This is a genomic window from Rugamonas sp. GW822-FHT03B10, assembly GCF_058801745.1.
In genome coordinates, this window is record NZ_JBXANP010000017.1 from 1 (window position 1) to 26,709 (window position 26,709).

Annotated in this window: 27 protein-coding genes; 16 read left to right on the top strand and 11 right to left on the bottom strand. The window is 66.5% G+C overall.

All coding sequences use genetic code 11. The annotated features are described in order from the left end of the window. The first annotated feature begins 49 nt into the window (after window positions 1-49). The 6 genes from AC1RQG_RS21815 to AC1RQG_RS21840 all read left to right on the top strand — a co-directional run bounded on the left by AC1RQG_RS21815 (window position 50) and on the right by AC1RQG_RS21840 (window position 4,969). Complete coding sequence (locus AC1RQG_RS21815) at window positions 50-709, top strand: glycine-rich domain-containing protein (RefSeq protein WP_493134701.1); 660 nt, start codon at window positions 50-52, stop codon at window positions 707-709. 67 nt (window positions 710-776) lie between these two features. Further along, window positions 777-1,232 carry a hypothetical protein gene (locus AC1RQG_RS21820; RefSeq protein WP_493134502.1) on the top strand — a complete coding sequence of 152 codons (456 nt, stop codon included), beginning with the start codon at window positions 777-779 and terminating at the stop codon, window positions 1,230-1,232. Continuing rightward, window positions 1,229-1,912, top strand: coding sequence for a C39 family peptidase (locus tag AC1RQG_RS21825; RefSeq protein WP_493134504.1), 684 nt, complete (start codon window positions 1,229-1,231; stop codon window positions 1,910-1,912). The genes AC1RQG_RS21820 and AC1RQG_RS21825 overlap by 4 nt, the downstream gene beginning before the upstream one ends. Window positions 1,913-1,925: 13 nt before the next feature. After that, complete coding sequence (locus AC1RQG_RS21830; protein ID WP_493134505.1) at window positions 1,926-2,432, top strand: hypothetical protein; 507 nt, start codon at window positions 1,926-1,928, stop codon at window positions 2,430-2,432. 53 nt (window positions 2,433-2,485) lie between these two features. Next, the gene (locus tag AC1RQG_RS21835) at window positions 2,486-3,916 is read left to right on the top strand and encodes an acetate kinase (RefSeq protein ID WP_493134507.1); all 1,431 of its coding nucleotides are present in this window, start codon (window positions 2,486-2,488) and stop codon (window positions 3,914-3,916) included. Window positions 3,917-4,000: 84 nt separating this feature from the next. After that, window positions 4,001-4,969: an MBL fold metallo-hydrolase gene (locus tag AC1RQG_RS21840; protein ID WP_493134508.1), complete on the top strand. Its 969-nt coding sequence runs from the start codon at window positions 4,001-4,003 to the stop codon at window positions 4,967-4,969. Window positions 4,970-5,083: 114 nt separating this feature from the next. Here the strand turns inward: AC1RQG_RS21840 and AC1RQG_RS21845 are convergent, their stop codons facing one another. Beyond that, the gene (locus AC1RQG_RS21845) at window positions 5,084-6,145 is read right to left on the bottom strand and encodes an alkene reductase (RefSeq protein WP_493134509.1); all 1,062 of its coding nucleotides are present in this window, start codon (window positions 6,143-6,145) and stop codon (window positions 5,084-5,086) included. A gap of 55 nt (window positions 6,146-6,200) precedes the next feature. Next, a complete protein-coding gene (locus tag AC1RQG_RS21850) occupies window positions 6,201-6,497 on the bottom strand; it encodes an ArsR/SmtB family transcription factor (RefSeq protein ID WP_493134511.1) in 297 nt (98 codons plus the stop codon). 210 nt (window positions 6,498-6,707) lie between these two features. On the opposite strand from AC1RQG_RS21850, the gene sugE reads away from it, so the two are divergent. Further along, on the top strand, window positions 6,708-7,025 hold the full coding sequence (gene sugE, locus AC1RQG_RS21855; protein WP_493134512.1) for a quaternary ammonium compound efflux SMR transporter SugE: 318 nt from the start codon (window positions 6,708-6,710) through the stop codon (window positions 7,023-7,025). 13 nt (window positions 7,026-7,038) lie between these two features. On the opposite strand, the gene AC1RQG_RS21860 is transcribed toward sugE, so the two are convergent. The 9 genes from AC1RQG_RS21860 to AC1RQG_RS21900 all read right to left on the bottom strand — a co-directional run bounded on the left by AC1RQG_RS21860 (window position 7,039) and on the right by AC1RQG_RS21900 (window position 16,336). Beyond that, complete coding sequence (locus tag AC1RQG_RS21860) at window positions 7,039-7,803, bottom strand: substrate-binding periplasmic protein (protein ID WP_493134513.1); 765 nt, start codon at window positions 7,801-7,803, stop codon at window positions 7,039-7,041. A gap of 87 nt (window positions 7,804-7,890) precedes the next feature. Continuing rightward, window positions 7,891-8,850, bottom strand: a complete 960-nt coding sequence (locus tag AC1RQG_RS21865; protein WP_493134514.1) for a M14 family metallopeptidase — start codon at window positions 8,848-8,850, stop codon at window positions 7,891-7,893. A 60-nt stretch (window positions 8,851-8,910) separates the two neighbouring features. Then, on the bottom strand, window positions 8,911-9,378 hold the full coding sequence (locus AC1RQG_RS21870) for a hypothetical protein (RefSeq protein WP_493134516.1): 468 nt from the start codon (window positions 9,376-9,378) through the stop codon (window positions 8,911-8,913). Window positions 9,379-9,482: 104 nt separating this feature from the next. Further along, a complete protein-coding gene (locus tag AC1RQG_RS21875) occupies window positions 9,483-10,064 on the bottom strand; it encodes an FxDxF family PEP-CTERM protein (RefSeq protein WP_493134517.1) in 582 nt (193 codons plus the stop codon). Window positions 10,065-10,313: 249 nt separating this feature from the next. Beyond that, window positions 10,314-10,985: a flagellar brake protein gene (locus AC1RQG_RS21880; RefSeq protein ID WP_493134703.1), complete on the bottom strand. Its 672-nt coding sequence runs from the start codon at window positions 10,983-10,985 to the stop codon at window positions 10,314-10,316. Window positions 10,986-11,232: 247 nt separating this feature from the next. Beyond that, complete coding sequence (locus tag AC1RQG_RS21885; protein WP_493134518.1) at window positions 11,233-11,982, bottom strand: pseudouridine synthase; 750 nt, start codon at window positions 11,980-11,982, stop codon at window positions 11,233-11,235. Between the two features lie 33 nt (window positions 11,983-12,015). Then, window positions 12,016-14,598 (bottom strand): [protein-PII] uridylyltransferase, encoded by a 2,583-nt coding sequence (locus AC1RQG_RS21890; protein WP_493134519.1) that lies wholly within the window; start codon window positions 14,596-14,598, stop codon window positions 12,016-12,018. 5 nt (window positions 14,599-14,603) lie between these two features. Next, on the bottom strand, window positions 14,604-15,422 hold the full coding sequence (gene map, locus AC1RQG_RS21895) for a type I methionyl aminopeptidase (RefSeq protein WP_493134520.1): 819 nt from the start codon (window positions 15,420-15,422) through the stop codon (window positions 14,604-14,606). A gap of 182 nt (window positions 15,423-15,604) precedes the next feature. Beyond that, window positions 15,605-16,336: an MHFG family PEP-CTERM protein gene (locus tag AC1RQG_RS21900; RefSeq protein WP_493134522.1), complete on the bottom strand. Its 732-nt coding sequence runs from the start codon at window positions 16,334-16,336 to the stop codon at window positions 15,605-15,607. Between the two features lie 398 nt (window positions 16,337-16,734). Here AC1RQG_RS21900 and rpsB point away from each other — a divergent pair, with 398 nt between their 5' ends. The 9 genes from rpsB (at window position 16,735) to bamA (ending at window position 26,679) form a co-directional block, all read left to right on the top strand. Beyond that, window positions 16,735-17,487 carry a 30S ribosomal protein S2 gene (rpsB, locus tag AC1RQG_RS21905; protein ID WP_493134524.1) on the top strand — a complete coding sequence of 251 codons (753 nt, stop codon included), beginning with the start codon at window positions 16,735-16,737 and terminating at the stop codon, window positions 17,485-17,487. A 134-nt stretch (window positions 17,488-17,621) separates the two neighbouring features. Next, the gene (gene tsf, locus AC1RQG_RS21910) at window positions 17,622-18,536 is read left to right on the top strand and encodes a translation elongation factor Ts (protein ID WP_493134526.1); all 915 of its coding nucleotides are present in this window, start codon (window positions 17,622-17,624) and stop codon (window positions 18,534-18,536) included. 168 nt (window positions 18,537-18,704) lie between these two features. Further along, the gene (gene pyrH / locus AC1RQG_RS21915) at window positions 18,705-19,421 is read left to right on the top strand and encodes a UMP kinase (RefSeq protein WP_182164413.1); all 717 of its coding nucleotides are present in this window, start codon (window positions 18,705-18,707) and stop codon (window positions 19,419-19,421) included. Window positions 19,422-19,474: 53 nt separating this feature from the next. Then, window positions 19,475-20,035: a ribosome recycling factor gene (gene frr, locus AC1RQG_RS21920; RefSeq protein ID WP_493134528.1), complete on the top strand. Its 561-nt coding sequence runs from the start codon at window positions 19,475-19,477 to the stop codon at window positions 20,033-20,035. A gap of 136 nt (window positions 20,036-20,171) precedes the next feature. Then, on the top strand, window positions 20,172-20,924 hold the full coding sequence (gene uppS / locus AC1RQG_RS21925; protein WP_493134530.1) for a polyprenyl diphosphate synthase: 753 nt from the start codon (window positions 20,172-20,174) through the stop codon (window positions 20,922-20,924). Then, window positions 20,924-21,754, top strand: coding sequence for a phosphatidate cytidylyltransferase (locus AC1RQG_RS21930; protein ID WP_493134532.1), 831 nt, complete (start codon window positions 20,924-20,926; stop codon window positions 21,752-21,754). The genes uppS and AC1RQG_RS21930 overlap by 1 nt, the downstream gene beginning before the upstream one ends. A gap of 11 nt (window positions 21,755-21,765) precedes the next feature. Continuing rightward, on the top strand, window positions 21,766-22,947 hold the full coding sequence (ispC, locus tag AC1RQG_RS21935) for a 1-deoxy-D-xylulose-5-phosphate reductoisomerase (protein WP_493134534.1): 1,182 nt from the start codon (window positions 21,766-21,768) through the stop codon (window positions 22,945-22,947). Further along, the gene (gene rseP / locus AC1RQG_RS21940) at window positions 22,944-24,296 is read left to right on the top strand and encodes an RIP metalloprotease RseP (protein ID WP_493134536.1); all 1,353 of its coding nucleotides are present in this window, start codon (window positions 22,944-22,946) and stop codon (window positions 24,294-24,296) included. The genes ispC and rseP overlap by 4 nt, the downstream gene beginning before the upstream one ends. A 46-nt stretch (window positions 24,297-24,342) precedes the next feature. Next, complete coding sequence (bamA, locus tag AC1RQG_RS21945; RefSeq protein WP_493134538.1) at window positions 24,343-26,679, top strand: outer membrane protein assembly factor BamA; 2,337 nt, start codon at window positions 24,343-24,345, stop codon at window positions 26,677-26,679. Window positions 26,680-26,709: the final 30 nt, after the last annotated feature.

Below are 26,709 nucleotides of genomic sequence, written 5' to 3' on the forward strand. Positions count from 1 at the left end.
GCTGCAGAATCGCGGGTCGCAGCTATTCGCGTCCAATGGCACGATTACCGTGCCCGCTGGTATAACCTCGGTTCTGGTCACTCGTTGGGGAGGTGGCGGCGGCGGTGCGGCTTATTACGATACGACCTCGGCCGGTGGCGGCGGGGGCGGTGGCGCGGCGGGGATCAACAGTCCGATCAGCGGGACACCCGGCCAGGTGTTGGCGGACACAGTCGGCGCGGCGGGGACGGGCGGGCAAGCTGCAGCGGCCAAGGGGTGGGCTGGTGGGGCTTCATCGCTCGGGGCACTAGTCAGCGCGGCCGGCGGTGGCGGCGCGGCCAGCGGCATGGCGCAGAACACGGGCGGCGCCGGCGCCGGCGGCGGTTCGGCCACCGGCGGCAATGGCAGCAACGGCAACCCGAGCAACGGCAGTGCGACGGCCGGTGACGGCGGCGCCGGCGGAGCCGGCGGTGGCGGCAATTCGGGCGGCGCCGGCGGTTCGGGCGGCACCAACACGGCCGGCGCCGGCACGGGTGGCGCCGGGGCGGGCGGCACTGGCGGCGCGGCCGGCAATGTCTCGGTGGACGCGGGCACGTTCAATATGTCCAACACCATGAGCAACGTGGGCCAGTCGGCGGCCGGGGTGATGGTCGTCAACCAGAACAGCGGGATCGCATCGCTGGTGCAGCAAAGCGTGAACGTGCAAGCCAATTTGCAGGTCGGTAAGTAGTGCGCGGTGGCGGCGGCGGGCCAGGGCAGCGGCCCGCCGCCGCCATCATTTGCAGCGAGAGGACGATATGCGACTTCACACTATCCCATTCTGGGGCGCACTGGGCCTGGCGGCGTGCCTGCACGGGCCGGCGCGCGGGCAGGGGGGCGATACGCTGGCCATCGCCGCCGCCCCGCTGGCGTCCGCCGCCGTGCTTGCGCCCGCGCCCGTTGCGGCGGGCCGGGCTGTCACGGCGCCGACGGTGGCGATCACCGCGCGCGACGACGATGGCGCGCTGTTCGGCGTGCCGCCGCTGGCGCCGGAACGGCTCGCGCAATGGCGCGGCGGGACCGACACGGTCACGAACGACATGCGGCTGAACGGCACGGTGGCCGGCAACGCGGCCGTCAACGTGGCCACGGGGGCCAACATCATCACCAATGGCGCGTTCAGCAACGCTTCCGGTCTGCCGGTGGCGATACAGAATTCCGGCGCGAACGTGTTGATCCAGAACGCCACCATCATCAACGTCGAGCTGAAATGAAACGCGCCGCCATCGCCTTGTTTGTGCTTGCCGCCCTGGGCGGCCGGACTGCCCGCGCCGCCGGGCTGGAGTTGCCGGCCGGGGGCGGCTTTTTTGCGCTGCGCCTCACCAGCCTGTCGGCCATGCGTTTCCAGAGCACGGTGCATCAGCAGTACGATTTCAGTTGCGGTTCGGCGGCCGTGGCCACCTTGCTCAGCTACCACTACGATTTTCCCGTCGATGAGCAGCACGTGTTCGCGGACATGTACGCGCACGGCGACCAGGCGAAAATTCGGCGCGAAGGCTTTTCCTTGCTGGACATGAAGCACTACCTGGCCGAGCGCGGCTTCACGGCCGACGGCTACGAGCTGCCGCTGGCCAAGCTGGTGCAGGCGCGCTATCCGGCCATCGTGCTCGTGTCGGACCACGGCTACCAGCATTTCGTCGTCGTCAAAGGCGTGGCCGAAGGACGGGTGCTGCTCGGCGATCCGGCCGTCGGCACGCGCGCGATGAGCGAAGCGGCGTTCGAGGCGATCTGGCGCAACCGGCTGCTGTTCGTGATCCACGGCTGGCGCGGCGCCGCGCGCTTCAACGCGGCGGCCGACTGGCGCGCCGCGCCGCGCGCGCCGCTGACGGATCCGTTCGACAGCCGCGGCCTGGCCGATGTCACCTTGCCCAAGAATGGCGCCGGCAATTTCTGACGGGAGCGCTGCCATGTCCACCGTGCCAGCCATGACGACCATGCGCCCGCTGTGGCTGGCGCTGTGCCTGTGCTGCGCGCCCGCCCTGGCCCACGATCCCACCGATGATTGGGTGGCGGTGGACGATGGCCGGCTCGACGGCGCGCGCGGCGGCCTCGATGCCGGCAACGGCCTGATCTTGTCGCTAGGTGTGGAAAGATTGGTTTCGATCAATGGCAACGTCGTGGCGAGTAGTAACTTTGTCATTTCCGACCTGGGCAAGGTGGTTGCCGGCGCCACGCCGCTGGCGGGCGACGCGGCGGCGTTGACGCTGGTCCAGCATGGCGCGGGCAATGTGTTCGAGGCGCCGCAGCTAGCGCAGGGCGTGGCGGCGCTGGTGGTCCAGAACAGCGCCAGCGACCAGTTGATCCGCAGCCAGACGACCATCAGCACGGCCGTCAACAGCCTGTCCTTGCTCAAGAGTCTGAATTTCGAAGGCGGCCTGCGCGATGCGCTCAGCAATGCCGTGCGCCCGAAATAGGAGGGCGCGGCGGCAGTCCGTGGCCGCCAGCCACCAGCGCTTGAGGAGAGACGATGCCATACCGTGAGACATTGCGTATCAGTTCGATAGGATTGTCGGTGGTGCTGTGCAGTGCGCCCGTGTTGGCGCAGCAGGGCGGGGCGCCCGGCCAGGAGGCGCGGCCGGCTGGCGTCGCGCTGGCCGAATTGCAGGCGCGGTTGTGGGACATGCAGCAACAGCTGGCCGAGCAGAAGGCGCAATTGCAGGCGCTGCGGCGCGAGCTAGGGCAGCGGACGGGACGGGACGGCGGCGGGCAGGGGGGCCGCGGCCAGTCCGGCCAGGGCAGCGCGACGCCCGCGCTGCCAGCCGTGCCGGCAACGCGACTGGCGGCGCTGCGGGGCACCGGCGCTGGAAATGCCCGAGGATTGGGCGCGGACGTCGGAGCAGGCCCGGCCACCGGCGCCGGCGCTGGCACGGGCGCGGCGGCGGGCACGGGGGCGGCGGCCGGCGGCAGGCCGGTGGGCGAGGCGCCGCCGGGCGCCGGTCGCCCGCCCGAGGTGGCGCCGCTGTTCGAGCAGCCGGGCGTGCTCACGGCCCAGGGCCACTATGTGCTGGAGCCGTCGTTGCAGTTCGGCTATTCGTCGAGCAACCGCGTGGCGCTGGTGGGCTACACCATCATTCCCGCCCTGCTGATCGGACTGGTCGATATCCGCGAACTCAAGCGCAACACGGTGACGGCCACGCTGACCGGGCGCTACGGCATCGGGCCGCGCACCGAGGTCGAGCTGAAAGTGCCGTATGTGTACCGTTCCGACAGCACGGTCAGCCGCGAGATCCTCACCGGCACCGGCGTGGACCGGGCGTTCGACACGAGCGGCAAGGCGCTGGGCGACATCGAACTGGCGCTGCGCCACCAGTTCCGGCGCGACGCCGCCAGCCAGGCCTATTACGTGGGCGGGCTGCGCCTGAAGACCCGCAGCGGCAAGGATCCGTTCGATGTCGTCACCGATTGCGTGACCCGCTGCGTGGGCCCGGACGCCACCGGCACCGGGCTGCCATTGCAATTGCCCACGGGGTCGGGCTTTTACGCGCTGCAACCGAGCCTCACCTGGCTCTACCCCAGCGACCCGGCCATCCTGTTTGGCAGCGTCAGCTATCTGCACAACTTCCGGCGCAGCGGCGTGATGCGCCAGGTGCTGAACGGCCAGTCCGAACCGCTGGGCACGGTCGCGCCCGGCGGCGTGGTCGGCTTCAATTTCGGGCTGGGGCTGGCACTGAACGACAAGCTGGCCATGAGCCTCGGCTATGACCACAGCGCCATCGCGCGCACGCGCCAGAACGGCCAGCCCGTGCCCGGCTCCGTGCGCACCCAGCTGGGCACGCTACTGCTGGGCATGTCGTACCGCCTCAGCGACCGGCGCACCGTCAACGTGGCCGTGGGCGCCGGTTTGACCCGCGACACGCCGGATGTGCAACTGTCGGTGCGGCTGCCCGTCACGTTCTGAAGCGGCGTCTAAGGCGAGCTCTGCGGGAAAGCGGCAAATCGGGTATCTTAGTGTTCCTGGCAACTATTAGCAAAGGAACACTCTATGATTTCGACGCTGCTTTCCCGGTCGTTGCAGGCCGCCATAGGCGCCGCCATCGCCGCCGCCTGCTGCGCCGCTCCGGCCCAGGCCGCCGCGCCGATGGCCAAATTCCAGGCGCCCGGCTTTTACCGCACCATGCTGGGCGCGTTCGAGGTGACCGTGCTCAGCGATGGCACGGTCGAGTTGCCGGTCGATACCTTGTTGAAGATGCCCAAGGACAAGGCCGACCAGGCGCTGGCCCGCTCGTTCGAGCACAGCCCGCTGGAAACCTCGGTCAATGGCTTCCTGATCAACACGGGCGAGAAGCTGGTGCTGGTGGACGTGGGCGCGGCCGGCCTGTTCGGCCCCACGCTGGGCAAGCTGGTAGCGAACCTGAAGGCGGCCGGCTACCAGCCCGAGCAGGTCGATGAGATCTACCTGACCCACATGCACCCCGACCACGTGGGCGGCCTGGTGGCCGATGGCCAGCGGACCTTCCCGAACGCCGTGGTGCGGGCCGGCAAGGCCGACGCCGATTTCTGGCTCAGCCAGGCCAACATGGACAAGGCGCCGGCCGAGCAGAAGGGCTTGTTCCAAGGCGCCATGGGCGCGCTCGGTCCCTACGTGCAGGCCAACAAGTTCGTGCCCATCGTCGGCAACTCGGAACTGGTGCCGGGCGTGAAGTCGTATGCGAGCGCCGGCCACACGCCGGGCCACATCACCTATGTGGTGGAAAGCAAGGGCCAGAAGCTGGTGTTGCTGGGTGACTTGATGCATGTGGCGGCGGTCCAGTTCGACGAGCCGGCCGTCACCATCGCCTACGACGAGGACAACAAGGCCGCCGCCCTCCAGCGCAAGGCCGCCTTCGCCGATGCGGCCAAGCAGGGCTACCTGATCGGCGCCGCCCACCTGCAATTCCCGGCCCTCGGTCATCTGCGCGCCAGCGGCAAGGGCTACCAGTTCGTGCCGGTCAACTACATGATCCCGCGCTGACCGCGCGCGGCGGACGCAAAAAAACAGGGCGCCGCAGCGCCCTGTTTTTTTTGCGCCGTGCCATCCAGCAGCACGGCCCGCCCGCCGGGAGGCGCCGCAGCGCCCCCGCCGGCGTTACGCCACTTCCAGCGCCGGGTAGTCGGTGTAGCCTTCCTCCGTCGGATGGTAGAACGTTTCCATCTTCCACTCGTTGAGCGGCGCGTCCAGTTGCAAACGGCGCGGCAGGTCGGGGTTGGCGATGAAGGCCTTGCCGAACGCGATCGCGTCGGCCGTGCCGGCGTCGAGCACGCGCTGGGCCGTCTGCTTGTCCATCTTCTCGTTGGCGATGAACACGCCGCCGAATTCGCGCTTGATCATCGGCGCCAGGCTGTCGTCGCCGACCGCTTCGCGGGCGCAGATGAAGGCGATCTTGCGCTTGCCCAGCTCGCGCGCCACGTAGCCGAAGGTGGCGGCCGGGTCCGAGTCGCCCATGTCGTGGGTGTCGCGGCGCGGCGCCAGGTGCATGCCCACGCGGTCGGCGCCCCACACGTCGATGCAGGCGTCGGTCACTTCCAGCAGCAGGCGGGCGCGGTTCTCGATCGAACCGCCGTAGTTGTCGGTGCGGTGGTTGGTGCTGTCTTGCAGGAACTGGTCGAGCAGGTAGCCATTGGCGCCGTGCACCTCCACGCCATCGAAGCCGGCCAGCTTGGCGTTCTCGGCCGCCTTGCGGTAGGCGGCCACGATGCCGGGCAGTTCCGACGTCTCCAGCGCGCGCGGCACGGGGAAGGGACGCTGCGGACGCAGCAGGCTCACGTTGCCGTTGGCGGCGATGGCGCTGGGCGCCACCGGCGGCTGGCCGTCGAGGAAGGACGGATCGGAAATGCGGCCCACGTGCCACAACTGGGCGAAGATGCGGCCGCCGGCCGCGTGCACGGCGCTCGTCACCAGCTGCCAGCCTGCCACCTGCTCATCCGACCACAGGCCCGGCGTGTCCGCGTAACCGACACCCTGGGGCGTGACGGCCGTGGCTTCGCTCAGGATCAGGCCGGCGCTGGCGCGCTGCGTGTAGTACTTGGCCATCAGGGCGTTGGGCACGCGGCCGCCGCCGACGGCGCGGGCGCGCGTCAGCGGCGCCATGACGATGCGGTTTTTCAGGGTCAGGTTGCCGATGGTGATGGGATCAAACAGATTTGCCATGATGATTTTCCTGTCAAAAAGTGCCGGACCAGGCCGGCAAAAAGGGAAGCCCCGTTCAGAGGCCTGTGTTCATGTGTTCGAGGAATGCCTGGATGGTCGCTTCATCGCGCTTGAAGTAATTCCACTGGCCAACGCGGTACGACTGCACCAGCCCGGCCTTTTGCAGCGTGGCCAGGTGGGCCGACACGGTCGATTGCGACAGGGCGCAGCGGCGGTCGATCAGCCCGGCGCACACCCCGAGGCTGAGCGGGTGTTGCTGGTCGGCGAAAAATACTTCCGGCTCCTTGAGCCACGCCAGGATCTGGCGTCGCACCGGGTTGGCCAGCGCTTTGTGAATTGCATCGATATCCATGATTGCTCGCTCTTACATCATTTGTTTCGTCACAGGACGATATATGTATCGGTTTTCACCGATTTCAATATCGCCATCTTACGATATAAATGGAGAACGTGCACGGCGCCGCGAAAAATGGCCGTGGCCGGCGTGGCCGGCGCGGCGGTGCTACACTGCGCCCTCATGCGCGCGCGGGGTCGGCCCGCCCCGCCCATCAAGGAGAACACATTGACCTGGTTGATTTTGATCCTGGCCGGCTTGCTCGAAGTGGCATGGGCCGTCGGGCTGAAATACACGGCCGGATTCACCCGGCCCGTGCCGACCGTGTTGACGCTGCTGGCCATGGCCGGCAGCGTCGGCCTGCTGGGCCTGGCCCTGCGTCACTTGCCGCTGGGGACGGCCTATGCGATCTGGACCGGCATCGGCACGGTGGGGACGGTGATCTTCGGCATCATCGTGCTCGGCGAGCCGGCGGGCGTGCTGCGGCTCGCGTGCATCGCCATGATCGTGGCCGGCATCGTCGGCTTGAAGGTGGCCACGGCGTGAGCGGCGCGCGCCGTCAGCGGCCGCCGCTCCAGCGCTCGTAGATGCGGCTCAGTTCGCCGTTCATCTTGAGTTTCAGCAGCGCCTGGTCCAGCAGGTGGACGGTGGCCGGCGGCACCTTCTTGCTGACCCAGAAATAAATCGGTTCCTCCTTCAGCACGCCCGGCATCACGCGCACCTGCTCGCCCAGGCCGTTCTCGCGCACGATCCAGTTCAGCGACAGCTCGTTCATGTAGAAAAACCGCCCGTGGCCGGCGATGATCTTCTTGAGGTTGACCACGTTGTCGCTGGTGCTGTCGTCCACCTTCAGCCCCAGCGCCCGCAACTGGTCCGAATAACCGGCCCCGCGCGAGGTGTTGACCAGCGGCTTGAGTTTGACGAGCTCGTCCAGGCTGTCGACCCGCACATGGTCGCCGGCCGCCGCCGCCACCCGGTGCCGCACCAAGTACAGCGGCTTGCCGACGATGGTGGCGATCGCGCGCCGGCGCGCCGTATCGAGCAGCGCGCAGGCGCACGCCACGTTGCCCGATTCCAGCCCCTGTTCGATGACGGGGAGGGAGCGGAACTCGTGCTGGCCGGTGAAGTGCACGCGCGGCTCCACCTTCTCGATCGCTTGCAGGATGTCGGGGCACACGCCCTCGCTGTGGTCGCCCCGGTCTATCCATTTGGGCGGCAGGCTCTCCTGCGCCAGGACGGGCAGATTGCTCACCCCGGCCCGCGCCGGCGCAGGGCAGGCGGTGAGGACGAGCGCCGTCAGCAAAAATAACCCAGGGATATGCATCTTGCCTCCTGCGACGATTTTAGACGCATCGTCCCCCGCGCGCCACCATTGCATGGCGCAAGCCTGCGGGAAAGCGACGCCCGGCCGTCACAAACCGGCGCCGTGGCGGGCCAGGTAGAACCATTCACAATGGGCCCCGGCGGCGCTGTCGGGAAACAGCATCACGCCGTCGAAGCCGGCCAGCACCGGCGTGCCATCGGCGCGGCGGCCGATCTCCTCGCCCTGGCGCACCGGGTCGAAGCTGGCCCAGTCGCGGCTGAACTGGTCGTCGGGGTGCAGCTTGTCGTGGACTTCGGCCATGCTGAGCACGTCCATCTGCGCCTCGGCCACCGGCGCCGGCGCCGGGGCGTCCGTCAGGCCGAGGAAGGCCAGCGTATTGACGATGGCCTGGTGGGCCACCTGCGGCGCGCGCGGATCGGCATGCTGGCCGCACTCGAGCGTGAGCGCATAGCCGCCCGTGCTGCGCATGTATTCTGTCGTGCCCACGCCGTAGCGTAGCACCGTGTCCAGCCGGCTGTCGCCGCGCAAGCGCCGCCGCACGCCCTGGCCATAGGTGCGCAGCCAGCCCTCCACGAAGCGCCGCACGCCCAGCCGCCGCGCCAGCGCCCGCTCCTGCCGCGCGTGCCGGAATGGTTCCAGCGGCCCGTCGTTGTCGCGCGGCCCCACCATGGCGAACGGCTCGCCGGGGGCGTTGAACGAGTGCAGGTCCAGCAGCACGTCATGGCTGGCCAACAGCGGACAGAGCCAGTTGGCCACGCGGTCCTCGAAGTCCTGCGGCGCGGCGTTGGGGAACAGGTTGCGGTTCAGGTTGCGCTCGCCGGCGCGTTCGCCGCGCGCGTAGGCCAGCGGATTGGCCACCGGCACCAGCGTCAGGCAACCACGGACCAGACGCACGGCGCCGCTGTCCAGTTCCGCCATCAGACGTTCGATGGCGCGTGTGCCGCAGGTTTCGTTGCCGTGCACGGCGCCCAGCACGATCAGCCGCGGGCCGTCGCCCTGGCCCGCGTACCGGACGGATTTGAAGGCGGTCAAGCTGGCCTGAGTCATGGGGCGCAGCGCCGGCCGGGCGGCGGGCACGATGGGGAAGGGGGGCGGCGCGCCATCGGCTCAGGGACGGGCGTCGATCACGTCGAACGGCGCGGTCATGCCGGCCAGGTAGGCCATCAGGCTGCGGGCCCGGTCGCCGTCGTCCTGGCCGACGGTGCCGGCGATGGCCGCGCGCAGGCCCGGCAATACTTCCGCCACGTGGGGGCTGCGGTAGGCCTCGATCAGCAGCAGGGCCAGTTCCGTGGCGCGCCCCCGGTTGTTGCGCATGCGTTGTTCGAGCACGGCCAGCAAGGCGCGCTGCATGCGCGGCGTGGGATTGGTGATGTAGCCGAACACCAGCGGCGTGTTGCTGATCGCTTCGCACAGGCGGTGTTCGATCTGCTCCGGCGCGACGTCGGACGCGATGTCGAAATACGCGCCGTTCCAGCGCGTGCGGGCGTACGGATGGCCCGGCGGAAAGGAATCAACCGTGTCGAAGCCGCAGACGCGGCTCAGGTGGCGCAGCCAGGCGAATAGGGTGGAGGTCATCGCGCCATTTTAGCCGTAATGCTGGGCCGGCGCCGGCCAAAGATGACGGACGAAAAAAAACGCCCCGGGCAGGGCGTTTTGTCATGCGACGCGGCGGGTGCCGGTTAGGCTGCCTTGCGGCGGCGGGCCAGGAAGCCCACCAGGCCCAGACCGGCCAACAGCATGCCATAGGTTTCTGGCTCAGGAACGGCCGAGGTGAAGGCGCGATAGTTGCTCAGGTTGCTCGTGCCGGTGTCCGGGTTCACTGGCGCGCTGGTGGTCAGGCTGAACACCGAGGTATTCAGTGCGCTCCAGTGGAACAGCAGTTCGCCGCCACCGATGTGCACAGCCAGATTGTCGAACGCCGGCGGCGGGGTGATGGTCAGGGTGTTGCCCGAAATGGAGTCAGCACTGCCAACCAGCTTCAGCACGCTCGACGAAGTGAGGCCGAACAGGCCGCTGCTCTGCAGCGCGCCAGGGATCTTGTCCACGCCTTGCTTCAGGTTGCCGTCGTAGTAGCCAACGCTCAGGTTGCCGATGTCGGAGAACTGGTAGGTCAGGCCATTCAGCGCCAGGGTGCCGATGTCGCCGGTCGTGCTAACGGAGCTGGTCAGGTCGACCCAGCTCGCAGCATGTGCGGACGCAGCCAGCACCAAGCCAGCAGCGGCCATCGCCAGTTTAACTGCTTTGGTCTTCATGTTGTTCATGTTATATCCCGTGTTTGTAGAGTGACAAATGACTGGCATCGCTCGTTATTCTGACTGCGCCTCACAACTGCCAGCGGTGTGAATTTGAAGCAGTGAAGTCAGGTTATCATAAGACTCACGGAATTTGCTAACTGAAAACATAAATATTTGCGTTTTTTGTTGCTAACCTGCCTATTTAGTGGATTTCGAAGCAATAAAATTATGGCGCCAGAAATGTTGTACGGCCCTCCGCCCGGAGGGCCTCAACCGTCAGCGGTTCTTTTCCGCGCTCAGTTTCTGCAGCAGCCGGGCCAGCTCGTCGCGCATCGCCGGCGACAGGTTGATGAACTGGCAGCCGATCTGTACTTGCTCGCCGAGCAAGAATGAGCGGAAGGTGCGCGACAGGCGGATTTCCAGGTCGGCGATCATGACGGCGTCCGGTCCCAGCTCCAGCCGCACCCGCTGCAATTTGCGGCCCACGTGCAAGCCGACCGCGTCGCGCGGGGCGGCCCGCATGCCGACGCCGCCGGCCGAGAAGTCATACAACTGCAATTCGTAGGGCTTGCCGTTGAGCACGAACGAGGCCAGGAAGTACACGCCCAGCGGCGTCTCCAGGCGCTGGGCGGCGCGCCGGTTGAGGATCTGGCATTTCTCCGGGAACGTGGCCGGGATCAGCGTGGGGCGCTCGGGCAGCGGCGCCCAGTCGGGCGAGCTGAGCTTGAATTGCATCTTGGCGCTGCGCAGCCAGGCCACGAACACGGCCTCGCCCGGCGGCAGGTACTCGCCTTCGTTCAGTTCCAGCACGAAATGGGGATGGTCGGGATCGACCGAGTGGATGCGCGCCATCACCACGTTGGTGCTGCTGTGCGGATAGATCGACACCGGGTCGCCGGTCTCGGCCAGCATGGCCAGCGCGTCGCCGATGTCTTGCTCGCCGGTCATTTCGTGCGGCTTGCTGCCGGCCGCGATGGGCTCCTGCGCGTCTTTGAGGCTGGGCGGGCCACGGCGGAATTGGGTGGGGAGGGGATTATTCACGACGGCATATCTCTTTGCAATTTTCGGGGGAAAAAGATGGTCTGCGGGGGGTAGTTTACCCACTATTGCCGGTGTTGGCTTGCACAATAGCAAGAATCTTTCATCTAATGGCGGCCCCGCGCCACACCGGGGCGTTGTCGTGGACAGTGCAAGTTCAGAAGCGTTCGTCCGGACGCAGGTAGCGCCATTGTCCGACAGGCAAGTCGCCGAGCTTGACCTTGCCGATGCGCACGCGCTTCAGGCCCACCACCTTCAGGCCCACCATCTCGCACATGCGGCGGATCTGGCGCTTCTTGCCTTCGCGCAGGGTGAAGCTGAGCTGGTCGTCGTTCTGCCAGCGGACCTTGGCCGGCAGCAGGGGCTTGCCGTCCATCCACAGCCCGTGGTTGAGCTTTTTCAGGTCGGCCTCGGGCAGCCTGCCGGGGCGCGTGTACTCGACCCGCACCAGGTATTCCTTGTCGATGTCGGTGTCGTGGCCGATCAGTTGCTTGGCCACGCGGCCATCCTGGGTCAGCACCAGCAGGCCGACGGAATCGATGTCGAGCCGGCCGGCCGGCACCAGGCTGCGCAGCTGGGTCGGATGGAACTGTTCCGTGGCCGGGTCGTCGGCCCAGCGGTTCTCGGGCTTGATCAGGGCCACGGCCGGCTGGTAGCCGTCCTCGGCCTGGCCGCTCACGTAGCCCATGGGCTTGTTGATCAGCACCGTCACGCGCTTGGACTGCTCGGCCGCCGCCTGGCGCTCGACCGTCACGCGCTGGCTCGGGTAGACCTTGCTGCCCAGTTCGGACACCACCTTGCCGTCCACCCGCACCCAGCCCCGGGCGATCCATTCGTCGGCCTCGCGGCGCGAGCACAGGCCCAGTTCGGACATCCGTTTGGACAGGCGTAAAAGTTCTTCACTCATGTTGCGTTGTTTCTTCAGTAGGGCGGACGCGGCTCACACCTTGAGCGCGTCCAGTAGATCGGTTTCCAGCTGCAGTTGCAGGCGGGCGTTGCTGAGGGCGGCGCCGTCGACGAGGAACACGTCCTCCACCCGTTCGCCCAGCGTCATCACCTTGGCCGTGTGCAGGCTGATCTTGTATTTGGTGAGCACGTTGGCGATCGAATACAGCAGGCCGGTGCGGTCGTTGGCCGCCACCGACAGCAGGTAGTACTGGCCCCGCTCGTCGGGCCGCAGGTCGACCGTGGGCTGGATCGGGAAGCTGCGCGACAGGCGCGACAGGCGGCCCTTGCCGGGCGCCGGCAGCGCCGCCTGGCTGGTCAGCAGTTCGCACAGCTCGTGCTCGATCAGGCTGATGATGTCGCGGTAGCTCTTGGCGAAGTTCTGCTCCGTCACCAGGAAGGTGTCGAGCGCGTAGCCGTGGTGGGTGGTGTGGATCTTGGCGTCGAGGATGCTGAAGTTCTTGCGGTCGAAATAGCTGCAGATGCGCGCGAACAGGTCGGCCTGGTCGCGCACGTAGACGGCGATCTGCAGGCCTTCGCCGATCGGCGCCAGCCGGCATTTGACCACCGGCAGCGCGCTGTCCATGCGGTTGTACAGCGCGCGCGTCTCCCACGCGATGTCGGACGCGTCGTGGCGCAGGAAGTAGGCCACGTCGAGCTGCTTCCACAGCGCCTCGTGCGCGTCCGGCGGCAGGCCGTACAGGCGCAGCGTGGCCAGCGCCTCGTGCTGGCGGTTTTTCAGTTCGCTGTCGGCCGAGTGGTGCTCGCCGCCCAGCACGCGCAGCGTGACGCGGTACAGGTCCTCGAGCAGCTTGCCCTTCCACGCGTTCCACACCTTGGGGCTGGTGCCGCGGATGTCGGCCACCGTCAGCAGGTACAGCGCCGTCAGGTGGCGCTCGTCGCCCACCAGGCGCGCGAAGGCGGCCACCACGTCCGGGTCCGACAGGTCCTGCTTCTGCGCCACCTGCGACATGGTCAGGTGGTTCTCGACCAGGAACACCACCAGCTCGGTGTCCTCGGCGCTCATGGCGTGGTCGCGGCAGAACTGGGCCGCGTCCACCGTGCCGAGCTTGGAGTGGTCGCCGCCACGGCCCTTGGCGATGTCGTGGAACAGGGCGCCCACGTACAGCACCCACGGCTGCGCGAAGTTGGCCATCAGCTGGCTGCAGAACGGGTACTCGTGCGCGTGCTCGGTCATCGTGAAGCGGCGCATGTTGCGCACCACCATCAGGATGTGCTGGTCCACCGTGTACACGTGGAACAGGTCGTGCTGCATCTGGCCCACGATCTTGCGGAAGTTGGGCAGGTAGCGCCCCAGCACGGACAGGTCGTTCATGCGCCGCAGCGTGTGGATGATGCCCACCGGCGCCTGCAGGATGCGCAGGAACAGCGCGCGGTTGACGGGATCCTGGCGGAAGCCGGCGTCGATCTTGAAGCGCTCGTGCCACAGCGCGCGCATGGTGCGCGAGGTCATGCCCTTGAGCGCGGGGCGCTCCGTCATCAGCACGAAGATCTCCAGCATGGCCGACGGCGTGCGCTCGAACGTGTCGTCGTCGTTCATGTCGATGAAGCCGTTGAGCTCATTGAAGCGCGCGTTGATCGGCACGGCCACGCCCGACTGCGGGAACAGCCGTTCCTCGATGTTCTGCAGCAGGATGGTGTTGAGCTGGGTGACCGTCTTGGCGGCCCAGTAGTAGCGCTGCATCAGGTATTCGCTGGCGCGGCGCATGTTGGCGCCGCTGCCGGTGGCCTGGAAGCCCAGCGTCTCGGCGATGGCCGTCTGCACGTCGAACACCAGCCGGTCCTCGCGCCGGCCCGCGTGCAGGTGCAGGCGCACGCGGATGTCCTTGAAGGCGCGCTCCTTCTCCATCAGCTGCTTGGCCTCGGTCTGGGTGATCAGGCCCGAGGTGGCCAGCGTGCGCCACGAGCTGGCCACGCCGGCCGCCTTGACCATCCACAGGATCACCTGCAGGTCGCGCAGGCCGCCCGGGCTCTCCTTGCAGTTCGGCTCCAGGCTGAAGGCCGTGTCCTCGTACTTGGCGTGGCGCTGGCGCATCTCCAGCATCTTGGCGTGGAAGAAGGCGCGCGGGTCCATGGCCGCCGCGTAGCGCCGCTGCAGCTCCTCGAACAGCGGCTGGTCGCCGCAGATCAGGCGCGCCTCGAGCAGGCTGGTTTGCACCGTGATGTCGGCCTGCGACTCGGTCATGCATTCATTGACGGTGCGGATGCTGTGGCCGATCTCCAGCCCCAGGTCCCACAGCAGCTGCACCAGCTCCTCGAGCTTGGCGCGGGTGGCCTCGTCGGGCGCGCGCGCCAGCAGGATCAAGAGGTCCACGTCCGAGTGGGGGAACAGCTCGCCGCGGCCGTAGCCGCCCACGCCGACCAGGGCCGTGTCGTCCGGCAGGGCCGCCGCGTGCCACGCTTGCGTCAGCACCGCGTCCACGCTCTGGCGCAGGTTGCGCAGCAGCTTCTCGGGCATGCCGTCGGCCTGGAAGCCGGCGATGACGAGCTGGCGGTCGGCCTTGAGCTGGCGTTTGAGCTGCTCCCGGAGATCCTTCTTCAACGCGGCGGCCGGCATGGCGCTTACGCGGCCTTGGCGGCGCTGGTGATGAAGGCCGGCGGCGGCGGGCTGCCGGCCGACAGGGTCAGCACCTCGTAGCCGGTGTCGGTGACGAGGATGGTGTGCTCCCACTGGGCCGACAGGCTGCGGTCCTTGGTCTTGATGGTCCAGCCGTCGCCCATCTCGCGGATCTCGCGCTTGCCGGCGTTGATCATCGGCTCGATGGTGAAGATCATGCCGGGCTTGAGCTCCTCCAGCGTGCCGGGGCGGCCGTAGTGCAGCACTTGCGGCTCGGTGTGGAACACCTTGCCGATGCCGTGGCCGCAGAACTCGCGCACCACGCTGTAGCCGGCCTTCTCCGCGTGCTGCTGGATGGCGTGGCCGATGTCGCCCAGGTGGGCGCCCGGCTTGACCTGGGCGATGCCCAGCCACATGCACTCATAGGTGATGTCCGACAGGCGCTTGGCCAGGATCGACGGTTCGCCGATGAAGAACATGCGGCTGTTGTCGCCGTGGTAGCCATCCTTGATGACGGTGATGTCGAGGTTGACCACGTCGCCGTTCTTGAGCACCTTGTCGCCGGGGATGCCGTGGCAGATCACGTCGTTGACGGAGGTGCAGATGGCTTTCGGGAACGGCGTGTAGCCGGGCGGGCAGTAGTTGAGCGGGGCCGGGATGGTGCCCTGCACGTTGACCATGTACTCGTGGCACAGGCGATCCAGCTCGCCGGTCGTGACGCCGGGCTTGATGAAGGGGGTGATGTAGTCCAGCACCTCGGAGCCCAGGCGGCCGGCGACGCGCATGCCGGCGATGTCTTCGGCGGTGTTGATGGTAATCGACATAGTGGATCGCAATCTGCAAAGTAAACGGGAAAAACGCAGGCGGCGAGCAGATCGGACTTCAGGTCCGTGCTCGCGGCGTGCAATAGCTTGAAATTATAAACGAGGCGTGGCGTCCCGTGCTGACCGGCGGGGCGCTTGCGCGGGCGCGCCGGCCAGGCGGCGCGCCCGCGGGAGGGGCAAAATCAGGCGGCGCGGCGCTTGGCCAGCCAGCCCAGCAGGCCGAAGCCGGCCAGCAGCATGGCCCAGGTGTCCGGTTCCGGCACCGGGGGCGGCGACGGCGGGGTCGGCGGCGTCGGCGGCAGGCCCACCTGCACTTCGAACGGCGGCGCCGAGTTGACGAACTGCGGCGGCGCCACCAGCGGCACCGGCGGCGCCAGCGTCACCTCGGGCGGGGCCTGGACCATCATCGGCGCCTCGGCCGGCACCAGCACCACCGGGGCGGCGGCGGCCACCAGGATCGGCGCGCGGCCGCCGGCGCCGTCTTCCGTGGCGTGCGCCACGGGGGCGGAGGGGCGCGAGATGCGGCTGATGTTGCCGCAGATCTTGGGCACCAGGATGCAATGGTTCTCCGCGCAATAGACGGCCGCCGGCTCCACGCGCGTCCGGGCCCACTTGTTGCGGGTCACGCTGTGGCACACGGAGGCGGCGCCGAAGTGCATGTCGCGGATGGCCGGGTCGTAGGCGCCGCCGCTATCGCTGGTGATGGCGTCGCGGGTGATGTTGACCATGTCGTCAGGCTGCTTGCTGGCGATGCGCTTCTTCAGTTCCGCCCGCACGGACGGTGGCAGATCGGTGTAGCGGTCAATGGCGGCATTCGCATTGCCCGTGTAGGGGTTGACGCCGGGCCGGTCCCAGGAGCAGCTGGGCTGCACGGTGGACAAGGCGGCGAGCGTGACAGCGAGAGCGATGGACATGATGTTGTTCTTCCCATTGTTATGCTGGTTTATAGTGTCCTGCAACTTGGTATTGCCATTACAGAACTATAGTTTTCCTAATGATAATACGATCTGGACATTTATTGCTGCCATTTAAGCCACAAACGCTAAAAATATTTCATCGGAATGACATTGATTTTTCTTGACATTGATAAAGTTGTCAAAAAGATTGTGCGCTGAAATTGACCGGGGCCGGGCCGGCGCCACGCCGCACTTGATCCGGATGGTGGAATTGCGGTAGAATCTCGGGTTGCTTGAATTCGGTTTTGAGCAATGTTGTAAAAAGTAGACTTTTTTTAATTACACACGCGAATCCGGTCGACAAGGGTGCCGTCAAGGTGACTGATCGGATTCCAGACCCAACCCTGGAGTTTAATATGTCCGTAACTATGCGCGAAATGCTGGAAGCCGGTGTCCACTTCGGCCACCAAACCCGTTTCTGGAACCCAAAGATGGCACCGTTCATCTTCGGTCACCGCAACAAGATCCATATCATCAACTTGGAAAAGACGATGGGTATGTATCAGGAAGCGATGAAGCACGTGAAACAGGTCGCTTCGAACCGTGGCACCATCCTGATGGTCGGCACCAAGCGTCAAGCCCGCGACATCATCGCCGCTGAAGCCCAGCGCGCAGGCGTTCCTTATGTCGACCAGCGTTGGCTGGGCGGCATGCTGACCAACTTCAAGACCATCAAGACCTCGATCAAGCGCCTGAAAGACATGGAAGCGTCGATCGAAGACGGTTCCGTCGAGAAGCTGTCGAAAAAAGAAGCGCTGATGTTCCAACGCGAAATGGTCAAGCTGCAGAAGTCGATCGGCGGCATCAAGGAGATGGGTGGCGTTCCTGACGCGATCTTCGTCGTTGACGTCGGCTACCACAAAGGTGCGATCACCGAAGCGGCAAAACTGGGCATCCCTGTCATCGGCGTGGTCGATACCAACCACTCGCCAGAAGGCGTGAGCTATGTGATCCCCGGTAACGATGACTCCTCGAAAGCCATCATGCTGTACGCCCGCGGTGTGGCTGACGCCATCCTGGAAGGCCGTGCCGCCGCTGGCAACGAAGTCGTCGAGATGATCAAAGCCGCCGCTGGCGACGAGTTCGTCGAAGTGAACGAACAGGCTTAATCGCCCGCTCGTCAGTAGCAAGGAAAAAGGGGTGGCAGCAGCTCCCCCTTTTTTTTAATGTCGTGGACCGGGCGCCGTGCGCCGTACCGTGCGCCGCCCCGTGCCACAACCCCCACAGAATACAGGAGAAACACATGGCAGCGATTACTGCAGCGATGGTTGGCGAACTGCGCGCCAAGACCGATGCACCGATGATGGAATGCAAAAAAGCACTGACCGAGGCCGATGGCGACATGGGCCGCGCGGAAGAGATCCTGCGCGTCAAGCTGGGCGGCAAAGCCTCGAAGGCATCGGCCCGCATCACGGCTGAAGGCGTGGTGGCCACCTACATCGCCAACGGCGTGGGCGCCCTGGTGGAAGTGAACTCGGAAACGGACTTCGTGGCCAAGAACGACGACTTCCTGAACCTGGCCAACACCGCCGCCAAACTGGTGGCCGAGAACAACCCGGCCGACGTGGCCGCCCTGCTGGCCCTGCCGGCAGCCGATGGCAAGACCCTGGACGAAGTGCGCTCGGCCCTGATCGGCAAGATCGGCGAGAACATGTCGATCCGCCGCTTCCAGCGTTTCGAAACGTCGGCCAAGCTGGCCTCCTACCTGCACGGCACCCGCATCGGCGTGATGGTCGAATTCGACGGCGCCGACGAGCAAGTGGGCAAGGACGTGGCGATGCACATCGCCGCCATGAAGCCGGTGTCGCTGTCGGCTGACCAGGTGCCCGCCGAACTGATCGAGAAAGAGCGCTCGGTGGCCCAGCTGAAAGCGGAAGAAGACGCCGCCAAGGCCGCCGCTGAAGGCAAGCCTGCCCAGTCGCCGGAAATCCTGGCCAAGCGCCTGGAAGGTTCCGTGCAGAAGTTCCTGAAGGAAGTGTCGCTGCTGAACCAGGCCTTCGTGAAGAACGACAAGCAGTCGATCGAGCAGATGCTGAAAGAGAAAGCGACCTCCGTGAAAGCCTTCACCATGTATGTGGTGGGCGAGGGGATCGAGAAGAAGCAAGACGACTTCGCCGCTGAAGTGGCCGCGCAGATGGCCGCTTCCAAAGGAGCGTAATGTGAAAACGGGCCGCGAGGCCCGTTTTTTTAACCCGCCCTCCCGGCCACCCCGGGCGGCGGGCTGGCAGCACCCCGGCGCGCAGCGGCGCGTTCGCGGTATCATCGCGAGCGTGAACCGTCCGCCGGCAGTCACACCCGAATAAACCAAATTAAGGAGCCCCAGCTCATGTCAAAACCAGCCTACAAGCGCGTCCTCCTCAAATTGTCCGGCGAGGCCCTGATGGGTGACGACCCGTACGGCATCAACCGCGGCACGATCGAGCGGATGGTGGCCGATGTGGCCGAGGTGGCGAAGATGGGCGTGGAACTGGCGATCGTCATCGGCGGCGGCAACATCTTCCGCGGCGTGGCGCCCGGCGCCCAGGGCATGGACCGCGCCACGGCCGACTACATGGGCATGCTGGCCACCGTGATGAACGCGCTGGCCCTGGCCGACGCCATGCGCCACGTGGGCATCACGGCGCGCGTCATGTCGGCCATCGGCATCGAGCAGGTGGTGGAGCCGTATGTGCGCCCCAAGGCGCTGCAGTACCTGGAGGAGGGCAAGGTGGTGGTGTTCGCCGCCGGCACCGGCAACCCGTTCTTCACCACCGACACGGCCGCCGCCCTGCGCGGCTCGGAAGTGAGCGCCGAGATCGTGCTCAAGGCCACCAAGGTCGACGGCGTGTACACGGCCGATCCGAAGAAGGATCCGCACGCCACCCTGTTCCACTCGATCACCTTCGATGAAGCCATCGCCAAGCACCTGCAGGTGATGGACGCCACCGCCTTCGCGCTGTGCCGCGACCAGAAACTGCCGATCAAGGTGTTCTCCATCACCAAGCCCGGCGCGCTGATGCGCGTTGTGATGGGCGAGGATGAAGGTACACTGGTGCACGTTTAAATTTTCATCTACAAACCGACGTATAGTCCCACCCAAGATACAGGAGAGCAGCAATGTCCCTAGCTGACGTTAAAAAGAATGCCCAGGAACGCATGGTCAAATCGCTGGAAACCCTGCGCGCGGACCTGGCCAAGGTGCGTACCGGCCGCGCCCACACCGGCATCCTGGACCACGTGATGGTCGAATACTACGGCAGCCCCACGGCCCTGGCCCAGGTGGCCAACGTCAACCTGATCGACGCGCGCACCATCGGCGTGCAGCCGTACGAGAAGAAGATGGCCGCCACCATCGAGAAAGCCATCCGCGACGCCGACCTGGGTCTGAACCCGTCGTCGCAGGGCGACGTGATCCGCGTGCCGACCCCGCCGCTGACCGAGGAGCGCCGCAAGGAGATGGTCAAGCTGTGCAAGGGCGAGGGCGAGGACGCCAAGATCGCCGTGCGCAACATCCGCCGCGACGCCAATGAATCGCTGAAGAAGCTGGTCAAGGACAAGGCCTGCTCGGAGGACGACGAGCGCCGCGCGTCCGACGAAGTGCAGAAGCTGACCGACAAGTTCATCGCCGACATCGACAAGATGGTGGCCGAGAAGGAAAAGGAAGTGCTGACCGTGTAAGCGGCCGCTGGCCTGCGTGCCGGGGTCAGACCCCGCCTGGCGCCGCCGGCCCGTCCGGCACGCCAGCGCGGGTCTGGCCCCTGTTGTGTTTTAGTGGTTCAGCTGTAATACTTTATACTTTGGCATTTGCGTTTTCATGAAATATACGAGCTCGACCACCGCTGTACCGGATGCGCCCGCCGTGCCGCGCCATGTGGCCATCATCATGGATGGCAATGGCCGCTGGGCCACCAAGCGCTTTTTGCCGCGCGTGGCCGGCCACGTCAAGGGCGTGGAAGCCGTGCGCGCCGCGGTCGAGGCCTGCGCCCGCCGCGGCGTGGAGTACCTGACCCTGTTCGCCTTCAGCTCCGAGAACTGGCGCCGGCCCGAGGAGGAGGTGTCGCTGCTGATGCGCCTGTTCGTCACGGCGCTCGAGCGTGAGGTGTCCAAGCTGCACGCCAACAACATCCGCCTCAAGGTGGTGGGCGACCTGAGCCGCTTCGACGCCAAGCTGCAGGGCATGATCGCCAACGCCGAGCGCAAGACGGCCGCCAACAGCCGCATGACCTTGACCGTGTGCGCCAACTACGGCGGCCGCTGGGACATCATGCAGGCCGTGGGCAAGATGGTGGCCACCCATCCCGGCGCCACCGATTTCACCGAGGAGCAGCTGGCGCCGCACCTGGCCATGGCCTACGCGCCCGAGCCCGACCTGTTCATCCGCACCGGCGGCGAGCAGCGCATCTCCAACTTCCTGCTGTGGCAACTGGCGTACACGGAACTGTTCTTCACCGACGCCTACTGGCCCGATTTTTCCAACGAACACCTGGACGCGGCCATCGCGTCCTACCAGCACCGGGAACGCCGCTTCGGCCGCACCGGCGATCAATTGGCAGAAAAGACAAGCTGATGCTCAAAACCCGGATCCTGACCGCTTTGGTCCTGCTGGCGGTACTGCTGCCGGTGCTGTTCTTCCAATACTTCCCCGCCTTCGTGGTGGTGGCCACGCTGTTCTTCGGCGCCGCCATGTGGGAAGCCGCGCGCCTGTTCGGCCTGAGGCTCGCGCCGCTGTTCGCGGCCGTGTGCGCGGGCGCCTTCGTGGTCGGCATGGACCACGCCAGGCCCGGCGCCTTCAGCTCGCTGTTCGCCGTGTGCGCGCTGCTGTGGGCGATCCGCTTCGCACCGTCGCTGGGCATGGGCCTGCCGCCGCTGAAGGGCACCGCCAACTGGACGCTGGGCCTGACGTTCGCGTTCGCGCTGTTCGGCTGCTTCTACGCCATCGTGGCCCTGTTCCAGCATTCGCCGGCCTTCCTGCTGTCGGCCATGGCGCTGGTGTGGGTGGCCGACATCGGCGCCTACTTCTGCGGCAAGGCCTTCGGCAAGCGCAAGCTGGCGCCCACCATCTCGCCCGGCAAATCGTGGGAGGGCGCCATCGGCGGCGCCGCCATCGTGCTGCTGATCGCCGCCGTCACCATCGTCGCCGCGCCCGTGGCGCCATGGCTGCAGGACACCTTCGCCGTGCGCCTGCAGGCGAAAATGGGCTGGCTGGCCGCGCTGGCCATCCTGCTGCTGATGGTCGCGGCCAGCATCGCCGGCGACCTGTTCGAATCCCAGCTCAAGCGCCGCGCCGGCATGAAGGACAGCAGCCAGCTGCTGCCCGGCCATGGCGGTGTGCTCGATCGTATTGACGCCCTGATCCCGGTGCTGCCGATGGCCGCGCTGATCGGCTCCTGGCTGTGAAGGAAGTAGCTATGCAACGCATCACCATCCTTGGCGCCACCGGCTCCATCGGCGTGTCCACGCTGGACGTGCTGGCGCGCCATCCCGAACGTTACAGCGTGTACGCGCTGTCGGCCCATAGCCGGGTCGAGGAACTGGCCGCCCAGTGCGAACGGTTCCGTCCCGCGCGCGCCGTGGTCGGCAGCGCCGCCGCCGCCGAGCAACTGGGCGCGCTGCTGCGGGCCAAGGGCCTGCGCACGGAAGTGGAGTATGGCGAGCAGGCCTTGTGCGCCATCGCCAGCGCCGCCGAGGTGGACGCCGTGATGGCCGCCATCGTCGGCGCGGCCGGCCTGGCGCCCACGCTGGCCGCCGCCCGCGCCGGCAAGAAGGTGCTGCTGGCGAACAAGGAGGCGCTGGTCATGTCCGGCCAGCTGTTCATGGACGCCGTGCGCGACCACGGCGCCGTGCTGCTGCCGATCGACAGCGAACACAACGCCATCTTCCAGTGCCTGCCGCACGGCTACGGCCGCGCGCCCGAGGCGGCCGGTGTGGCCAAGGTGTTGCTGACCGCCTCCGGCGGCCCCTTCCTCACGCGCGCCGTGGAGACGCTGGACGCCGTCACGCCCGAGCAGGCCTGCAAGCACCCGAACTGGGTCATGGGCCGCAAGATCTCGGTCGACTCGGCCACCATGATGAACAAGGGCCTGGAAGTGATCGAGGCCCACTGGCTGTTCGGCGCGCCGGCCGACCGGATCTACGTGGTGATCCACCCGCAAAGCGTGATCCACTCGATGGTGTCCTACGTGGACGGCTCCGTGCTGGCCCAGCTGGGCAACCCCGACATGCGCACCCCGATCGCGCACGCGCTGGCCTGGCCCGAGCGCATCGCCTCCGGCGTCGAGCAGCTGGACCTGACCCGCATGGGCGCGCTGCAGTTCGAGCGTCCCGATTTCGAGCGCTTCCCCTGCCTGGCGCTGGCCTTCGACGCGCTGCGCGCGGGCGGCACGGCGCCGGCCCTGCTGAACGCGGCCAACGAGGTGGCGGTGCAAGCCTTCCTCGACCTGCGCATCGGCTTCCGCCAGATCGACCGCGTGATCGCGCACGTGATGGACGCCGTGCCGCACGGCGCGGCCAGCAGCATCGGCGCCGTCATGGCGCAGGACGCGGCGGCCCGCGCGGCGGCCGAGTCCTACATCACCGGCCACGCAAAATGAGCGCGCTCCAGACCCTGCTCGCTTTCGTCGTCGCGCTGGGTTCGTTGATCCTGTTCCATGAGCTGGGCCACTACCTGGTGGCGCGCTGGTGCGGGGTCAAGGTGCTGCGCTTCTCGGTCGGCATGGGCAAGGTGGTGTGGTCGCGCCGCTTCGGCGCCGACCAGACCGAATGGGCCATCTCCGCGCTGCCGCTGGGCGGCTACGTCAAGATGCTCGACAGCCGCGAGCATGACCTGGGCGCGCTGTCGCCGCAGGAGCTGCGCCGCGAATTCACGCACCAGAGCGTGTGGCGCCGCATCGCCATCGTGGCCGCCGGTCCGCTGGCCAACTTCCTGATCGCCATTCTCCTGTTCACGGGCCTGTACATGGCCGGCGTGGCCGAACCATCGAGCAAGGTGGGCGCGCCCGTGGCCGGCAGCGCGGCCGACACGGCCGGCCTGCGGCGCGGCGACATGGTGGTGTCCATCAACGGCCGCGCGGTGGCCGGCTGGTCCGAGCTGCGCTGGCAGGTGATCCAGAGCGCCATCGACAAGCAGGCCGCGCGGCTGGACGTGGAGCGTCCCGGCATGGGGCGTTACGCGCTCGAACTGCCCGCGTCGGCGCTGGCCGCGCTCGACCTGGAGGGCGATGTGCTGGGCCACCTGGGCCTCACCCTGTCGCGCCCCGCGCCCGTGATCGACCAGGTGCTGCCGGGCGGCGCGGCCGCGCAGGCCGGCATGCTGGCCGGCGACCTGATTGTGAGCGTGGACGGTGTGGCCGTGGCCGACGGTCCCGCGTTCATCGACCATATCCGCCCGGCCGCCGGCAAGACCGTGCGCGTCGTCGTGCGCCGCGCCGGGCAGCTGCTGGAGCTGGCCGTCACGCCGGCCGCCGAGCACGAAGGTAAAGGATCTGTAACAGTCGGTAAGATCGGCGCGATGGTGGCGCAGATGCCGGATATGATCGTCGTGCGGGCCGGGCCCGTGGCGGCGCTGGGCAAGGCGCTGGACAAGGTGTGGGACACCAGCACCATGACGCTCAAGATGATCGGCAAGATGATCATCGGCGAGGTCTCGTGGAAGAACGTGACGGGCCCGATCACGATCGCCGATTACGCGGGCCAGACGGCGCGGATAGGCGCGGCGAGCTACCTGAGCTTCGTCGCCTTCATCAGCATCAGTCTGGGCGTGATGAATTTGCTCCCCATACCCGTTTTAGATGGGGGGCTTTTGCTGTATTATTCGCTGGAAGTTTTGACCGGGCGCCCCGTGCCGGAGCGTTTTGGCGAGATTGCACAACGCCTGGGCATCGGCCTGCTGGTCGGCCTGATGATGCTCGCGGTGTTCAACGACGTGGCGCGCCTGCTGTAGAAGACAGCCCAATGAGTAGTTCTATGAATAGCCATCGATTTAGCCAATGAAATTACAAACTGACCGTATCGCCTCGTCTTCCTTTCGCCGCAGTCTGATCGGCGCCGCCGTCCTGGCCCTGTGTGCCGGCAGCGCGCTGGCCATTGAGCCCTTCACCGTCAAGGATATCCGCGTCGAAGGCATTCAGCGTACGGAAGCCGGTACGGTGTTCAGCTACCTGCCGGTGCGGGTGGGCGAGACCTTCAACGACGAGAAGAGCATTGCCGCCATCAAGGCGCTGTATGCGACCGGTTTCTTCAAGGACGTGCGGCTGGAGGCCGATGGCAATGTGCTGGTGGTGCTGGTCGAGGAACGGCCCGCCATCGCCAAGGTGGAATTCACCGGCACCAAGGAATTCGAGAAGGACACGCTGGTCAAGGCATTGAAGGACATCGGCGTGGGCGAGGCGAAGATCTTCGACAAGGCGTCGGTCGACCGCGCCGAGCAGGAGCTCAAGCGCCAGTACCTGTCGCACGGCATGTATGGCGTCAAGATCACCACCACCGTCACGCCGATCGAGCGCAACCGCGTCAACGTCACGTTCGCCGTCGATGAAGGCGAAGTGGCCAAGATCAAGCAGATCAACATCGTCGGCAACAAGGTGTTCTCCGACAGCGAGATCAAGGAGAACCTGGCCCTGAACACGGGCGGCTGGTTCAGCTGGTACACCAAGGCCAACCAGTATTCCAAGACCAAGCTGACCGGCGACATCGAATCGCTCAAGTCCTTCTACCTGAACCGCGGCTACATCGAGATGCAGGTCGAATCGACCCAGGTCTCGATCACGCCGGACAAGAAGGACATCTACATCACCATCAACATCACCGAGGGCGAGAAGTACACGGTGTCGGACATCAAGTTCGACGGCGAGACCTTCGGCCGCGAGGCCGAGCTGCGCTCGCTGGTGCTGCTGAAGAAGGGCGAGACCTATTCGGGCGAGCGCCTGACGGCCACCAACAAGCTGATCTCGGACCGCCTGGGCACCTTCGGCTACGCCTTCGCCAACGTCAACGCCAACCCCGAGATCGACCGCGCCAAGCGCGAGGTCGCGTTCACCTTCTTCGTCGATCCAGGCAAGCGCGCCTACGTGCGCCACATGAACATCGCCGGCAATACCACCACGCGCGACGAAGTGATCCGGCGTGAATTCCGCCAGTTCGAATCGTCCTGGTACGACGCCAACAAGATCAAGCTGTCGCGCGACCGCGTGGACCGCCTCGGCTACTTCAAGGACGTCACCATCGACACGCCGGAGGCGCAGGGCACCTCCGACCAGGTGGACGTGAACCTGACGGTGACGGAAAAACCGACCGGCAACTTCCAGATCGGTGGCGCCTACTCGCAGGCCGAGAAGTTCACCTTCCAGACCGCGATCCAGCAGGCCAACTTCGCCGGCAGCGGCACCACCGTGGGCATGGAGCTGAACACCAGCAAATACAGCCGCACCATCTCGTTCTCGCAGACCGACCCGTACTACACGGACGACGGCGTGTCGCGCTCGTTCTCGGTGTACCTGCGCACGCAGCAGCCGCCGGCGCTGAACGTGGGCAGCTACACCATCCGCCAACAGGGCGGCAACATCAACTACGGCGTGCCGTTCTCGGAAACGGACACCGTGTTCTTCGGTATCGGCGCCGAGCGTTCGCGCATCGACACCGACGCCACCAGCCCGAAACGGTTCAAGGATTACGTCACCAGCCTGACCGGCGCGGTCGACGGCGTGGGCAGCGCCGTCACCAACGCCTTGCCGCTGACGGCGGCCTGGGCCCGCGACAGCCGCGACAGCGCCATCACCCCGACCGTGGGCCGCTTCCAGCGCGCCAACCTGGAACTGGACATCGCCGGCCAGCAGAAATACTACCGCGCCGTGTACGAGCAGCAGTGGTACAAGCCGCTGCATCCGAAGATCACGCTGGCGCTCAAGGGCGAGATCGACTTCGGCCACGGCATCGGCCACAATCCCTACCCGGTGTTCAAGACCTTCTACGCGGGCGGCATCGGTTCCGTGCGCGGCTACCTGAGCTCCTCGCTGGGCGCGGTCGATCCGGTCAACTTCGACGCGCTGGGCGGCGCCGAGCGCCTGATCGGCAATGCGGAACTGCAGATGCCGTTCCCCGGCTCGGGCACCGACCGCAGCCTGCGCTGGTTCGGCTTCCTCGACACGGGCCAGGTCTACCAGGAAGGTCAGAAGATGCGCGCCTCGGAACTGCGCTATTCTACCGGTCTGGGCATCAGCTGGATTTCGCCGGTCGGTCCGCTCAAGTTGAGTTATGCTAAGCCCCTGAACGCCAAGCCGGGCGACCGCCTGGAACGCTTCCAGTTCCAGATGGGTACCGGCTTCTGACGCCGTACCGGATTTATTATTGCTACGGAG